Annotated in this window: 11 protein-coding genes; 6 read left to right on the top strand and 5 right to left on the bottom strand. The window is 59.0% G+C overall.

Features of this window, described 5'->3' with window-relative positions:
- Positions 1-1,244 precede the first annotated feature (1,244 nt).
- From rnk to acnA, 4 genes are all read left to right on the top strand, one after another.
- A complete protein-coding gene (rnk, locus tag V7E26_RS00430) occupies positions 1,245-1,667 on the top strand; it encodes a nucleoside diphosphate kinase regulator (RefSeq protein WP_324412295.1) in 423 nt (140 codons plus the stop codon).
- A gap of 156 nt (positions 1,668-1,823) precedes the next feature.
- Positions 1,824-2,147, top strand: coding sequence for a DUF1476 domain-containing protein (locus tag V7E26_RS00435; protein ID WP_324412297.1), 324 nt, complete (start codon positions 1,824-1,826; stop codon positions 2,145-2,147).
- 147 nt (positions 2,148-2,294) lie between these two features.
- Positions 2,295-3,413 (top strand): baeRF11 domain-containing protein, encoded by a 1,119-nt coding sequence (locus V7E26_RS00440; RefSeq protein WP_324412299.1) that lies wholly within the window; start codon positions 2,295-2,297, stop codon positions 3,411-3,413.
- Between the two features lie 77 nt (positions 3,414-3,490).
- Complete coding sequence (gene acnA, locus V7E26_RS00445) at positions 3,491-6,481, top strand: aconitate hydratase AcnA (protein WP_442893332.1); 2,991 nt, start codon at positions 3,491-3,493, stop codon at positions 6,479-6,481.
- A 17-nt stretch (positions 6,482-6,498) separates the two neighbouring features.
- Here the strand turns inward: acnA and V7E26_RS00450 are convergent, their stop codons facing one another.
- The 3 genes from V7E26_RS00450 to ctaD form a co-directional block, all read right to left on the bottom strand.
- Complete coding sequence (locus tag V7E26_RS00450; RefSeq protein WP_324412302.1) at positions 6,499-6,645, bottom strand: hypothetical protein; 147 nt, start codon at positions 6,643-6,645, stop codon at positions 6,499-6,501.
- A complete protein-coding gene (locus V7E26_RS00455; protein WP_324412304.1) occupies positions 6,642-7,649 on the bottom strand; it encodes a sensor histidine kinase in 1,008 nt (335 codons plus the stop codon). The genes V7E26_RS00450 and V7E26_RS00455 overlap by 4 nt, the downstream gene beginning before the upstream one ends.
- 141 nt (positions 7,650-7,790) lie before the next feature.
- On the bottom strand, positions 7,791-9,401 hold the full coding sequence (ctaD, locus tag V7E26_RS00460; RefSeq protein ID WP_324412306.1) for a cytochrome c oxidase subunit I: 1,611 nt from the start codon (positions 9,399-9,401) through the stop codon (positions 7,791-7,793).
- A gap of 720 nt (positions 9,402-10,121) precedes the next feature.
- Between ctaD and V7E26_RS00465 the strand changes: the two genes are divergently transcribed.
- A complete protein-coding gene (locus tag V7E26_RS00465) occupies positions 10,122-10,442 on the top strand; it encodes a phasin family protein (protein WP_324412309.1) in 321 nt (106 codons plus the stop codon).
- A gap of 217 nt (positions 10,443-10,659) precedes the next feature.
- Here the strand turns inward: V7E26_RS00465 and V7E26_RS00470 are convergent, their stop codons facing one another.
- Positions 10,660-11,358, bottom strand: a complete 699-nt coding sequence (locus V7E26_RS00470) for a winged helix-turn-helix transcriptional regulator (RefSeq protein WP_324412311.1) — start codon at positions 11,356-11,358, stop codon at positions 10,660-10,662.
- 197 nt (positions 11,359-11,555) lie between these two features.
- Between V7E26_RS00470 and V7E26_RS00475 the strand changes: the two genes are divergently transcribed.
- Complete coding sequence (locus V7E26_RS00475; protein WP_324412314.1) at positions 11,556-12,371, top strand: class I SAM-dependent methyltransferase; 816 nt, start codon at positions 11,556-11,558, stop codon at positions 12,369-12,371.
- A gap of 427 nt (positions 12,372-12,798) precedes the next feature.
- On the opposite strand, the gene V7E26_RS00480 is transcribed toward V7E26_RS00475, so the two are convergent.
- The gene (locus V7E26_RS00480; protein ID WP_324412316.1) at positions 12,799-14,325 is read right to left on the bottom strand and encodes a Do family serine endopeptidase; all 1,527 of its coding nucleotides are present in this window, start codon (positions 14,323-14,325) and stop codon (positions 12,799-12,801) included.
- Positions 14,326-14,343: the final 18 nt, after the last annotated feature.

The following is a 14,343-nucleotide window of genomic DNA, read 5'->3' on the forward strand; positions in this document are numbered from 1 at the left end:
CTCCGTGATGTGAGACCAGCTTTGATCGCTTTGCCGAACAAAGACGACGACATGCTTCTATGTAAAGCGCAGTCCGCTGCGTGCCGCCACGATCGTACTAAATGTCCAACGATATTGATCGTGCGCAATGTCGAGGATCAAGGACATCGCGCCTCAACAGGCCAATACTTGCTGGCTGCGCTTCGAAGCGAACCGCAGGAGAAGCATTACTTGACCGTGGAATCGGGAGACGTTGTGGCTGGATCTCTTCCGTCCGAGTTATCTTCTCCGTCCGAGCTATTCAAGCTGGCCGCGCTCTTGATCGTTGTCGGCGCCCTGTCCAGATTTCTTGCTGGCTTGTTCGACATCGGCGGCGGTGCCATTCTATTTCCGTACCGGCAAGCACCTGTCACATTTCTTACCTCGGTTGCGAATAATCTCCCGTCTCTGTTCGCAGAACTGGAGGCCGTATCGGACCACGATCGATGTCGATGGTCAGCTTCAGCCACCCGTACTATGCATGATGCTCGCGCACATGCGCCAACGATAACCTTTCGGGGTCATCAGGTGCGATAAATTATTCGATATATTTCTTCATAGTCGCCGATGGCGAGCGCTCTCCGCGGCCGGACGATTATCGAAATTATCTTGTCTGGCTCGATCCGGTGCTCAGCGACAGCCACACTTTCGCCCTCCGATGCCGCAAAGCCTCATGTGCCGGCGTGAAAGTCGTGGGTGGTCAATTCGTCGCCGGCTCTCGCCGGCCGAGACTTGACGGTATGAAGGCTGTAGTCACACATTTCAGGGTCTCCTTCATCGATAAACCCCCAGTGAACCAAATTTGTCGCAGCGTATCAGTCGACTGCGCTTAGATCCCAGTGCGCAATCAATGATTGAGGTGTCCGTCGGCGGTCTGGGCTAATGCGCGTCTCCCTCGGCGAATTTGCGAAGGGCAGTCACGTTGGTGATAGTGCGGCAAAGTGCGCCTGGTGGCGTCATTTGATTGCTATGGGAAACGCATTATCTAACGTGCATGATGATGAGCTTTCCGAAGTTTCAGCACGACCGCTATCGCACGGGCAGTCAGTTCGCGGACGATTAGCCCCGAGTTCAGCGCGCGTCGCATTATTGAACTCGGGGATCCCTCCAAAAGGACTACAGGAATGATGGCTACGAGGTCCGTTCTGGGCCTTGGTAGAGGCCATCTGCCTCCGTTGACGATGTTCGCGGCCCCCGCATGAGGCCGCTCAACAAGGATCACGATGATGAAACACACGAATGACCGGCTGCGGTCGTATTCGATGCCCCGCGTTACCTTGACAGCCTTGGACCACGAGCGCCTTTCGGGATTGGCGCGCGCCGCCCTACGCACCATGCCTGACGTTGCGGCGAATCTTGCAGATGAACTCGACCGTGCGGACGTGCTCCCGAAAGGACGCCAACCGATAGACGTGGTCAGCATGGGTTATGAGGTCGAGTTCCGTGACGAAAGTACCGGCCGGACTCAGAAGGTGACGCTGGTTTATCCGAGCGAAGCCGATATCGAGCAGGGCAAGATCTCCGTGCTCACGCCGGTAGGAACTGCGCTGATTGGACTTAGTACGGGGACGTCCATTACGTGGGAAACCCGGACCGGCCAGCTCAAGCGGCTCACCGTTTTGGCGGTGCGCGAACTGGCGCCAGCTTGAGCTAACAATTCAGTCGCGCAGCGTGACTTGGCTGCGCGACACGTAGGCGGATGGAAGAATATCGTGACCATAGGCGGGTGATGTCCTGCATTAATTCGCCTCTCTTGACGGTTGTCGCTACCGCCAAGATCGATCATCCATGGAAGGGAGTCGGGAATGATGGAGTTCACAAAGCGCGCGGAAGCGTTCGAAGGCAAGTTTGCGCACGACGAGGCGCTGCGCTTCAAGGCTATTGCCCGCCGAAATAGACTTTTGGGCCTGTGGGCTGCGCAACGGCTCGGCAAATCAGGTGCGGATGCCGACGCCTATGCAGGCGCGGTGGTTATCGCTGATTTCGAGGAACCGGGAGATGATGACGTCGTTAGCAAGGTGGTCAACGATCTAGAGATTGCAGGAGTCCCCTCTGACGAGGGCGAGGTACGACGCGCGCTCGAGGATCTCATGGTTCGTGCGATCGATGAGATCAAAGCCGGACGATGAGTTTTCCGACCTCGCGAGCTGAACGAGAGAGTTGCTGGTGTTTACGAAGCAAGTGCGTCAAGACGCATCGGACGCTGATCATTGAGCGCGGGAGACGTTTTCGCTCGTTCCGTCCGTGCTACTACTTTAAGAGCGGAGGACATCAGGATGCTGTATGTCGATATTCCTACCGCCGGTGACATAGCGGCGTTGGCGTCCTATCGAGGCGACGTGTGCGTCTCGATCTACTTGCCGACCACGCCCGTAACTCGGCAGACGAGAGGCGATCGGATCGAGCTCAAGAATTTAAGCAAGCGGACGGTCGAGCAGATCCGCTCGGCTTATGGGGACGAGCGCGCAGCGGTCCTGATAGCTGAGCAGCTTGATGATCTCGTTGACGACGACGAATTCTGGCGCTTTCAGGCGCACAGCCTCGCCGTATTTGCGACGCCGGAGAACGCACGAACCTTTCGTCTTCCGAGTTCCCTTGAGCGTCTCCTGGAAGTCTCGGATCGATTTCACATCAAGCCGCTGCTCCGAAGCGTGAGCTTCCCCAATGCATGTTACGTCTTGGCGCTGGCGCAACGAGGCGTGCGTCTCATCGAAGTGTCGGCTGACTTGCCCGCCGCCTTGGTCAAAGTCGAAGGCCTGCCGGTAGATGCCGGAAGAGCTGTGCGCGGTGTTGGGGAGATCACTCATTGGCCCAGCGGCCGAATCCAAGGCCGGGAAGGTCAGAAAGTGCTGCTGCGACAATTCGCCCGGAGGGTGGACCGCGCCCTACGGCCCGTGTTGGGCGGAAGCGGTCTCCCGCTCGTCCTCGCGGCAGCCGAACCGCTTGCTTCCATCTACCGGTCGGTGAACACATACCCGCAGCTCGCTGATCCCATCATCGAGGGAAGCCCCGAAGGATTGAACGAAGCCGGCCTCGCCGAACGAGCTCGGCCGATTCTGGATGAAATCTACCGGCATGAGATCGCCGCTTGGCAAACGCTGTTCAGCCAACGCGAGAACAATGGCCAGGCCACGACCGACATCGCCCAAGCCGCCCGCGCGGCGACGTTCGGCGCGGCGGAGACAATCCTCGTGGACATCGATGCGGTCATTCCGGGCCGCATTGACAGTCGAGGCGCCGTTAGCTTTGCGCGGCAACAGGGTGAGGGCAACTCCGGCTTGGTCGACGAAATCGCCACGCGCGTCCTTGCCACGGGAGGTCGAGTAATCGGGGTCCGCAAGGCCGACATCCCACGCGAGCAGTCGTTTGCGGCGGTTCTGCGTTATCCGGTTTAGCACGCCGGTGAAGTTCAGGGCGGGTCTCCTGGCAGCCCGGCGGTGTCCGCGCCTTGGACCGCCTGCCGCAGGCGTGAATGCTCACGCGCATCGCGGAACAGGACGAATCGTTTCGAACGGAGGACCACATGAACAGCTTCGGAACCGCCGCACAGATTCAGATCGGCGATCGCTCCTACACGATCTATCGCCTCGACGCGCTCGAGCGACACGGCTTTGCGGTCGATCGTCTACCGTACTCGCTTCGCATCCTTCTTGAGAACTTGCTGCGAAACGAAAACGGCTCTTCGGTGACACGCGCTGACATCGAGGCGCTGGCCGGCTGGCGGCCCAACTCGCCCGAGCGCGCCGAGATCGCGTTTCAGCCCGCACGCGTCCTGCTGCAGGATTTCACGGGCGTTCCGGCAATCGTCGATCTTGCGGCGATGCGCGATGCCATGGTTCGGTTCGGCGGCGATCCCGCGAAAATCAATCCGCTGCAACCGGTCGAACTTGTCATCGACCATTCCATCCAGGCCGACGCGTTCGGCGTGCCCGGTGCCATGGCGATCAACCAGAAGCTCGACTATGGCCGCAACGGGGAACGGTATGCGCTGCTCAAATGGGGTCAGCAGGCGTTCAAGAACTTCCGCGTCGCGCCGCCGAACAGCGGCATCTGCCATCAGGTCAACATCGAATATTTGGCGCGCGTGGTGTTCGGAGCGGACGAGGACTCGAAAGGAAATCCCGCAAGCGGTGATGTGCTCCCGCTCGCCTATCCGGATACGCTGGTCGGAACCGACTCGCACACACCGATGGTGAACGGCCTCGGCGTGCTTGGCTGGGGCGTCGGGGGTATCGAGGCCGAGGCGGCAATGCTCGGCCAGCCAATTTCGATGCTCATCCCGGAAGTTGTCGGCTTCAAGCTGACGGGCAAGCTCCGCGAAGGCGCGACCGCGACGGACCTCGTGCTCACTGTGACACAGATGCTGCGCAAGAAGGGAGTGGTGGGCCGGTTCGTGGAGTTCTATGGCCCAGGCGTGGGAAACGTTCCCGTGGTGGACCGCGCGACCATCGGCAACATGTCTCCAGAATACGGCTCGACATGCGCGATCTTTCCGATTGATGCCTTGACGTTGGACTATCTCCGGCTAACGGCGCGCTCGGAGGAGCGGGTCGCGCTCGTCGAGGCCTATATGAAGGAGCAGGGGCTTTTCCATGACAGCACCGCGCCCGAGCCAATGTTCAGCGACACGCTCGAACTCGACCTTGGCGAGGTTGAGCCCAGCATTGCCGGTCCTGGTCGCCCGCAGGACCGTGTGCCTCTTGGGCGCGCGAAAGCGGCCTTCGAGGCTTGTTTGCCATCGCTCTTGCCGCCTAACTCTCCGCGCAGTCGAAAAGGCGCCGATGCTCGCACTTCGCACCAAGAGCGACTGGAGGTGTGGGGTGAATCGACCGCAGGGGATTTTGGGGGCAGCCCGCTCCATCCTGTGGTGGGCGGCGCCGACGTCCTGGAGCACGGCTCGATCGTCATCGCTGCCATCACAAGCTGCACCAACACGTCAAATCCGTCGGTCATGTTGGCCGCCGGCCTGCTTGCCAAACGTGCCGCCGAATGTGGCCTGAACCGGCAACCTTGGGTCAAGACGTCCCTCGCGCCGGGGTCGCGCGTGGTGACCGCCTACTACGATCGCGCCGGACTCACGCCCTATCTCGAACAACTCGGTTTCAACCTGGTCGGCTACGGTTGCACCACCTGCATCGGGAATTCCGGACCTCTTCCAGCCGAGATATCGGAGGAGATCCAGCGCAGGAACCTCGTCGTCGCCGCGGCGCTGTCCGGAAACCGCAACTTCGAAGGTCGGATCCATTCGGAAGTACGTGCCAATTATTTGATGTCACCGCCACTCGTCGTTGCGTTCGCGCTCGCCGGACGGATCACAATCGATCTCGAAACCGAGCCGCTGGGGCATGATCGAGACGGACGCCCCGTGTTCCTGCGCGACATTTGGCCGAGTCAGGAGGAAATCCGGCGGACGATGCGTGAGGCGACCGGTTCGGAGCTATATCGCGAGAACTACCGCGACATCTTCGCTGGCGATGAGCTGTGGCGCGCGCTGCAGGCACCCGCAGGAAACATCTACAGTTGGGACGAGACGTCCACCTACGTCCGGAGTCCGCCGTTCTTCGAGGACATGCCTCGCAAAGCCCCTCCGCAAGTCGAAAACATCCGCGACGCTCGCGCGCTCGCCGTGTTTGGCGACAGCATCACCACGGATCACATCTCTCCCGCGGGGACGATCCAGGTGCGGTCCCCTGCCGGAGAATATTTAGTTTCGGAAGCCGTGGCGCCGAGGGACTTCAATTCATACGGGTCACGACGCGGCAATCATGATGTGATGGTCCGTGGCACTTTTGCGAACGTTCGCATCCGCAACCGGCTCGCTCCGGAAACAGAAGGCGGCTACACGACCTATCTGCCGGCCCACGAAGTGACTTCAATTTATGAGGCAAGCCAGCGCTATCTGGCGGAGGGTATTCCTCTGCTGGTGCTGGCCGGCAAGGACTATGGATCCGGCTCCAGCCGGGACTGGGCGGCGAAAGGCCCCTACCTCCAGGGAGTGCGAGCGGTTATCGCCGAAAGCTTCGAGCGGATTCACCGGTCGAACCTTGTTGGCATGGGCATATTACCGCTCCAGTTCGTGGACGGCTCCTCGGCCGCCAGCCTCGGACTCACGGGGTGGGAGATTTTCGACATTGACGGGATCACCGCCGGCGTCGCAAGCGGCTTCGCGCAATCGCGCCGCTTGACGGTGCGCGCCCGCCGTGAGGACGGCAGCACAGTCGAGTTCGAGGTCAGCGCCCGCATCGAAACTCCGCAAGAAGTGCTCTACATCCGTCATGGGGGCATCCTGCAGTACGTCTTGCGTCAACTGCTTGGAAATCCGTTGGAAGTCTCTGCGATCCCCGCCCGCAACCCGCACCCGCTCCCGGCCGAAGGGGACCAAGACAGGACGGTGGACGAGGGCTCAATCCAGTCGTTCCCCGCGAGTGACCCGGCTTCGTACACGGGAAGCACGCGCGTCTAGCATTGCGCTTGGGCGCTTCATAGGCCTTTGTCGATCGCGGTTTGCTCAAGCCGTTCGACCCGCCGTTCGACCGCGTACGAACGCTCGTCCTGGCTAGCTAGAACATTCGCGGGCTGCTGGCTGGCCGGTTCGATCTTCGCAACACAGCCGATGCCGATTTTCATGCTGGGATCACCAGCCGCCATTTGGTGCCCGGCCGACTGTCGGACTGGCATGCGGATTGACAGGTTATCGACCCTCCCAGCAGGCGTGCGAGGTCCTCTACATTCCTGGTACCAAATCCGTCGGGGGTTTGTCCGTGAGCAATGCCAACGCCGTCGTCCTCAAACTCGATTATGTTCTTGTTACCTGAAACAGTGAAATTCACGGTGAGCATTCCCTTCATACCGTCGGGGAACGCATACTTCAGTGCGTTGTTGATGAGTTCCAGCAACAAGGCTCCGATGGCGATTGCGCGCACGGAGGTTAGCTCCGCGGAATCGGCCCGTGCCGCTATGTCAACCTGACTGGAGTTTGGCAAAGCCGAGCGCACCTCGTCGATGACGGTCATGATAAACTCTCTCGAGTCGATCATGCGCGAAGGTGCGGAATGCGACAACAGCCGTTGAATATTTCCAATCACCATCACACGTGAGCCCGCACGTTCGAGCGCGCGACGCACCTCTTCATTACAGCTGCTGCGGGCCTGATGCATCAAGAACGAAGAAACGAGCTGCAGGTGGTTTCCCACACGATGAGTCATTTCGCGCGAAAGTGCCTTGGTGATATCCATCTGTCGCTGCAAGTTTCCTTCAAGGACGCGGATGTGCCACACGAAAACTGCCGTAAACCAAACAGTTCCAATGGCGAGGGCACGATTCAACCATGCCTGCCATGCAGGTATGCTGTCAGGAATCGTTATCCAGTATCCTGCGATGATTAAAGGCGTTGCGAGCAGCGCAAGAAAGAGGGCTGCCTTCGGCTTTGGAAACCAGAAACCCAGAAGGACCAGACCTACATACAGAATGCCGACCGAGATTATCTGCGGGGTCAACGCATCAAACATCAAGGCAGCGGCTACGACGAAGAGAACGACAATAGCAGCGCCTCCCGAGGATGGCCAACATAGAGCCGCTGCCTGTGAGCGACTAATGCGCTCGCCGAACATTCCGAGCAACCGGCCAGACACGGGAAATCCCTCCTCTCAACCGCAGCGGGCTGTCTCCAGATCATCGCACATACGTCCCTGCGTCACACGAAGGACTGCGAGAGCGGACGTCGCGGCGGAACTTCAGGCACTACGTTGCTCGGCTCGAACCGCAAGACTCGATCAGGCGACACGGGGCAAGACCTCAAACTGATGAAATGGTGGCGGCGAAGAGAGCGTCCATTCCAGTGTGGTCGCGCCGGGACCCCACGGGTTGTCCGCAGCCCGCTCTTTACGGCTGAATGCCAAGGCGAGGCCGACAAAGAACACGACGAGACCCGCTGCAGAGATATAAGATCCAATCGATGAAATCTGGTTCATGCCCGCGAACGCATCCGGGTAATCGGCGATGCGGCGCGGCATTCCCGATAGTCCGAGGAAATGCATTGGAAAGAATGCGAGATTGACGCCGATGAAGGTCAACCAGAAGTGCAGCTTGCCCAGACTTTCCGAATACATGTAGCCGGTGATTTTCGGAAACCAGTAGTACCAGCCTGCGAAGATCGAGAAAACGGCGCCAAGGGATAGCACATAGTGGAAATGTGCGACGACGTAATAAGTATCCTGAAATGACCGATCGACGCCCGGATTCGCCAACACCACGCCAGTCACGCCGCCGATGGTGAACACGAAGATGAACCCGATCGCCCACAACATTGGCGTTTGAAATCTGATCGAGCCTCCCCACATGGTCGCGGTCCACGAAAAGATTTTTACACCAGTCGGTACCGCGATCACCATGCTGGCGAGAGCAAAGTAGGCTTGGGCGCTGCTGGTCATCCCGACGGTGTACATGTGGTGAGCCCAGACGACAAAGCCGATGAATCCGATCGCAACCATGGCATAGGCCATCCCGAGATAGCCAAAGACGGGCTTGCGACTGAACGTCGAAACCACCTGGCTGATGATTCCGAAGCCCGGCAATATCATGATGTAAACTTCCGGGTGGCCGAAGAACCAGAAGAGATGTTGAAACAATACCGGATCCCCGCCGCCCTCTGCGGCGAAGAACGTCGTGCCAAAATTACGATCGGTAAGGAGCATGGTGATCGCGCCGGCGAGCACGGGCAGCGACAACAGCAGCAGAAAAGCGGTCACAAGAACCGACCATGCGAATAGTGGCATCTTGTGCATGGTCATGCCGGGCGCACGCATGTTGAAAATGGTGGTGATGAAATTGATTGCGCCCAAAATCGAAGATGCGCCGGCCAGGTGCAGCGACAGGATGACGAAATCCACCGCAGGGCCGGGGTGTCCGGACGTCGACAAAGGCGCGTAGAGCGTCCAGCCGGTGCCGGCGCCATGCGAGCCGGGCTCGCCCTCGACGAACACCGAGATGATGAGCAGCGCAAACGATGAAGGCAGCAACCAGAACGAGATGTTGTTCATTCGCGGAAACGCCATGTCCGGCGCTCCGATCATGAGCGGTACCATCCAGTTGCCAAACCCGCCCATCATCGCCGGCATGAGCGTGAAGAAAATCATGATCAGCCCATGGCTGGTCACGAACACGTTGTAGGTATGCGTGCTGGAGAAAAGCTGCAGTCCCGGATGCTGCAATTCCATCCGAATCACGACCGAAAGGATCCCGCCGACCAGCCCTGCGAATATCGCGAACACGAAATACATCGTGCCGATATCTTTGTGATTGGTCGAGTAAACATAGCGCCGCCAGCCAGTACGGCGACCGTGTGTGTCGTTTGGACCATGAGCTGCGCATTCGACAGAAGTCATGGAGATTACCTCACTCGCAGCTGCCCACACCCCATGTCGCTAATCTTCAAGATTGGCGAACGCTCGTACTCTCGGCTCATCTTCAAGTTTTACAAGCGAGAAATGTCGACCGTTGAATTCACAAAAATTGATACATAGTGCGACCGAGCAGTTTCAAGGCATCGCCGGTCTAGCTTGGCTAGTCCGAGTTACGGAGAGTGGCCGCGCCTGGCGGGGACGAGATCGTCCCCGAAATATCAGGGCGAAGGATTGCCGGCGACAAAAGAGCTTGGCCGCGTGCTTGACGTCGCTTCGATCTGTCGCGGCGTCGCAAGACATCGGCGGAGCTTGCGGCAGCTAAACAGCGACAAAGCGGCACGGCCTAGATCGCGGGCTTGATTTCGTGGATTGTCTCGCCAAGTATGAGTCATGCTTATCATTGGGCTCGATCAAAAACGCCTTTGTCGCGCCGGCCTCTTGCAAATAGGCGAGTAGCCCGGGCCGCCTTTCATGGCTGTCCGGGCTAAAGTTCCGAACAAAATGCAGCCTGCTTGATTGCGATGTTGCGGAGCAGACGCTCCGCAATCACTCGTGCGAAGCATCAGGCGCGAACTTGCCGTCGCACGACGACAAAGCGCGGCCGAAAGTGACGGTTGTGAAGTCTGTCGCCTTCGAACGGTGAGGGCGGCCAGTCCAGCACCTCGGCTGCGAGATCGGTTCATTGTGACAGAGGAGCAAGTGATGATTGGCAGGACAAGCGAAATGGGTCGGCTTTGCCTGGATTCCGCGAGTAGCGTTGCTCGTGCCGTTGCTGACCACAATCTAAAAAACATGAGATTGTCGAGCGACAACGCATTGAGGTCGCTTGAATACGTGACCCAACTTGCTGACGCGAAGACGGGACTGGAAGTCATCGCGCTTTCCGGTGCGCATTGCCAAAATCAACTGAACGTCCTGGGCGGCTATACCGACAACCTCGTCGACCTGATCCGCAAGATGCCGAAGGACGCGGCTGAACCCTTCAGAATGGAAGCGATCGTGGCAGGCTGTGTCATCCTTTGACGGCTGATGCAATATCCGTGGAGTCCATCCCTGGAATAGACATGAGCGAATATTTGCCTCCAATCATCGTCGCCCGACGAGACTGCGCGCGTCTTCAACGGCTCGCCGTCAACGTCTTGGGAGAACGCCATCGGGTGTCCTTGAGACGATGCCCGCTCAAGCAGTGGCGGCTGCTCTCGCTCAGCACCACGCTATGCCAGAAGAACGGGCGCCATACCTAAGCGACCTTCTTCTCGATTCTTGCGAACACGCTGAGCTTCAACCACGTGCGCAGATCGGCGGCAAGTTTGCTGTTCCCTGTCAAGACAAGTCGGCCATCCTCAGACGCGTGGCCGATGGCGGCATATCCGAGCCAGATTTCGGTCATCGTCCGCAGATCCGTTGATACGTAAAGATCAACGTCGAAGCCCGGATCGACGAGACACAGGTCAACTTCGTTGCCCGGTTCCACGACGAGCCAATAATTCCGCTCCGAGGGTGACCTGTCATTGAAGATGAACTGGATCGTATTGCGACGATGCGGCATTGGATCCGTGTTTATGTTTCGCCTGATGTCCCACATCAGCAGATTGGCATCGAGGTTCTCCAGCGTTGCTTTGGTCGTAACCCAGCGATGTCCCCAAGTGCCGATTCCTTCGATGATCGGACGCAACTCATTTCCCGCTTCGGTAAGGCGATATTCAAGTGCGCCAGGTTCGCGTTCGGCGGCGATATGCATGACAATGCCGTCAGCTTCAAGTTCCTTTAACCTCTTCGAGAGCAGCGCGGGCGACATGCTCGGCAGCCCGCGCCGCAGTTCGTTGAAACGGGTTGATCCCAGCACAAGTTCACGCAGAACGAGAAGCGTCCAGCGGGAGCAGATGATCTCCGCCGCCATCGAGACAGGACAGAACTGGTTGTAGCTGCTGTCCGACATTGAAGTCTTCCTCCAACTGAGCCCGCCCGGCAAGAATGCTACGATCAGTCCAGCGGTGCCAGTTCAAAATCTGTACCGGTCGGATTCATATCCTGAACTAGCTTGTTCCAGAGTCATGATGAGATGCTTCCCGCCGACCTCGCAAGTTGCGGGTTCCGCCTTCGCGCGGAGGTTCTGAGGCAAGAGGAGATGACCAAATGTCCGTTGCGACGCTACCCCTCGATTACAATGTCATCAAACAACACCAACAGGCTGTCTGGTCTGCCGGCGACTACGCAATGATCGGCACAACCCTTCAGATTGTCGGTGAGCGGCTGTGCGAAGCCGTCGATATGCATGCGGGGAGCGCCGTGCTCGACGTCGCAGCCGGCAATGGAAACGCGACACTCGCCGCCGCACGTCGCTTTGCTCAAGTCACGTCGACCGACTATGTTGGCGTACATCTTGAGCGAGGCAAGGAGCGCGCCGCCGCCGAGCGCCTTTCCGCCAAGTTTCAGGAGGCTGACGCCGAAGCGCTTCCATTTGCTGACGGCAGCTTCGACGTAGCGTTGTCCACGTTCGGCGTCATGTTTACCCCGAACCAGGAAAAGGCGGCCGCCGAGCTTGTTCGCGTGGTGCGGAAAGGCGGGAAGATCGGGCTGGCCAACTGGACGCCAGATGGCTTTATAGGTCAGCTTCTCAAAGCTGTTGGAAAGTACACGCCACCACTACCCGGCGTCAAACCGCCTACTCTCTGGGGAACCGCGGCTCGCCTGGGAGAGTTGTTCCAAGGACATGAAATCAATAGCTCCGTGCAGACTTTTACCTTCAGGTATAAATCTCCGGAACACTGGCTCGACGTTTTTCGCGCTTGCTATGGTCCCACAAACCGTGCATTCGCGTCGCTTGATCCGGAAAGGGCAGCGGCACTGGAAGCCGACATTCTTGATCTACTGGAAATGTCGAACTGGGGCGGTAACTGCACTCTCATTGTTCCCGGTGACTATCTCGAGGTTGTGATTACCAGATCTTGAGATCGCATCGAGCAAGGGTCGACCAAGTAGTCGTTGTGCTATTTCCGGTTGCGCCGCAAGCATCACTGTTCTTGCTGGATGGCCAGCTTGAGGCCCTTTGAGCCGCCCGCGGTGACAACCGGCACCCCGGGCCGGACAGACATGATCGATGCAGCGGACCAGTGACTCGATCATGTGATGGCACAAGGCAGAATCCATTGAAAAGAGGAATGACCGTGTATTGCTTGCTCAGCCGGTAGAGGTTCTGCAGAAGCGAGAGCGTCACGAAAGTCACGACGATGTACCAGATGTCGATCTTTATCTTCGTGTCCATCTCGCGGGCTGCTGATACCAGTCCGGCTCTGCCTCGGAAAGATCGGACGCAAAAATCCAATCGAGCCCAGCCGCCGCGCCCGGAGAACGCGCGGCGGCAGGCCTGTCACCGTGTCTAGCCGATCGGCACGGCAACGAAGTGCGTATTGTCCGTCGTCTTGACCTGCATCAAAACATCGTGCCTGCCGTCGGACCTTGCTTCCAGAAGCGCTTTGCGAAGGTCGGCAGCTTTGCTGACGCTCTTGCCAGCAATTGCGAGGATCACGTCGCCGGACTGCAGACGCTCGGCCGCCGGACCGTCCGGGTCAACGGCGGTGATCACGACGCCCTTGTTGCCGGCGCCCTCAACATCGTTTGCCGGGACAACCGACAAACCGAGATGGGGAATGCCCTTCGCCGATTCTTGCTCGGGCTCCTTCGCCTGGGCGCGCTTCTGTGTCTGGTCTGGCATCTTCGCCAGGGTTACGGTAATCGTCTTCGCCTCACCCTTGCGCAGGATGTCGAGCTTTGCCGAACTTCCGGGAGCCATCGCCGCAATCGCGCGCGCCAGTGAACGCGGGTCCTTGATCGCATTCCCGTTAACCGAAGTAATCGCGTCGCCGGCCCGGATGCCGGCTTGGGCCGCCGGCGTGTCAGGCTGGGCTTCGTCGACCAACGCTCCTTCCGCCTTTTTCAAGCCGAGGCTCTCAGCGATGCCCGCCGTGACCGGCTGCACCTGGACGCCGAGCCAGCCGCGAGTCACGGCGCCTTTTTCCCGGAGTTGCGCGACGACCATTTTCACGGTCGGGGCAGGTATGTCGAAGCCGATTCCAACCGAGCCGCCGGAGGGCGAATAGATCGCAGTATTTACGCCGATCACGTTGCCGTTGCTGTCGAAGGTCGGCCCGCCCGAATTGCCCTTGTTGATGGGGGCATCGATCTGGATGTAACTTCCGTAGGGACTGGCGTTGATGTTGCGTCCCTCAGCCGAGATGATGCCGGCAGTTACGGTGCCGCCCAGGCCGTAGGGGTTGCCGACCGCGATGACCCAGTCGCCGACGCGGGGGAGTTGGCTTTCGAAGCCGACATAGGAAAAATTCGTTTTGCCTTCGACCTTGATGAGCGCGAGGTCGGTCTTCGCATCGGTTCCGATCACCTTCGCCGTATAGAGGCTGCCGTCGTCTGTCTTGACTTGAACCGACTTCGCATGGTCGACCACGTGATTGTTGGTCACGGCATAGCCGTCGGGGGAAATGAAGAAACCGGAGCCGACGCCCGTGATGATTTCATGGCGGCGAGGTTGGCCGCCAGGAGAGTCCCCGAAGCCATACTGACGGAAGAATTTCTCGAAAGGCGTCCCCTCCAGAAAAGGAGGCAGCCTTTCGCCGTTCGGTCCGAGTGTGCCCGTGTCGGCACCTTGATCGACCCTTACTTGCACCGAGATTACGGCCGGTTTGACCTTCGCGACCAGATCGGCGAAGCCCGTTGGTCCTTGCTGGGCCTCGGACGGCGATGCTGCCGCAAACGCTGGTTCGGCAAGCTGGCCGTGCGGCAACGATCCCGCAACCGCAATGGCTGAGCCTATCACCGCCACCGACCCGAGCAGCGTCAGGCGTCGGGGCGACAGGATCCTGCGACGCGGTCGTTCATTGTTCTCTTTCATGATGATTCTCCAAATATG

Origin of the sequence: Bradyrhizobium sp. (assembly GCF_036735945.1) — a bacterium.
Taxonomy (GTDB): Bacteria; Pseudomonadota; Alphaproteobacteria; order Rhizobiales; family Xanthobacteraceae; genus Bradyrhizobium.

Bases quoted from the DNA above. Each gene is read 5' to 3' on its own strand.
- rnk (WP_324412295.1), top strand. From the start codon at position 1,245: ATGAAACACACGAATGACCGGCTGCGGTCGTATTCGATGCCCCGCGTT.
- V7E26_RS00475 (WP_324412314.1), top strand. From the start codon at position 11,556: ATGTCCGTTGCGACGCTACCCCTCGATTACAATGTCATCAAACAACAC.
- V7E26_RS00470 (WP_324412311.1), bottom strand. From the start codon at position 11,358: ATGTCGGACAGCAGCTACAACCAGTTCTGTCCTGTCTCGATGGCGGCG.
- V7E26_RS00450 (WP_324412302.1), bottom strand. From the start codon at position 6,645: ATGAAAATCGGCATCGGCTGTGTTGCGAAGATCGAACCGGCCAGCCAG.
- V7E26_RS00480 (WP_324412316.1), bottom strand. From the start codon at position 14,325: ATGAAAGAGAACAATGAACGACCGCGTCGCAGGATCCTGTCGCCCCGA.
- V7E26_RS00465 (WP_324412309.1), top strand. From the start codon at position 10,122: ATGATTGGCAGGACAAGCGAAATGGGTCGGCTTTGCCTGGATTCCGCG.
- V7E26_RS00440 (WP_324412299.1), top strand. From the start codon at position 2,295: ATGCTGTATGTCGATATTCCTACCGCCGGTGACATAGCGGCGTTGGCG.
- acnA (WP_442893332.1), top strand. From the start codon at position 3,491: ATGCTCACGCGCATCGCGGAACAGGACGAATCGTTTCGAACGGAGGAC.
- V7E26_RS00435 (WP_324412297.1), top strand. From the start codon at position 1,824: ATGATGGAGTTCACAAAGCGCGCGGAAGCGTTCGAAGGCAAGTTTGCG.
- ctaD (WP_324412306.1), bottom strand. From the start codon at position 9,401: ATGACTTCTGTCGAATGCGCAGCTCATGGTCCAAACGACACACACGGT.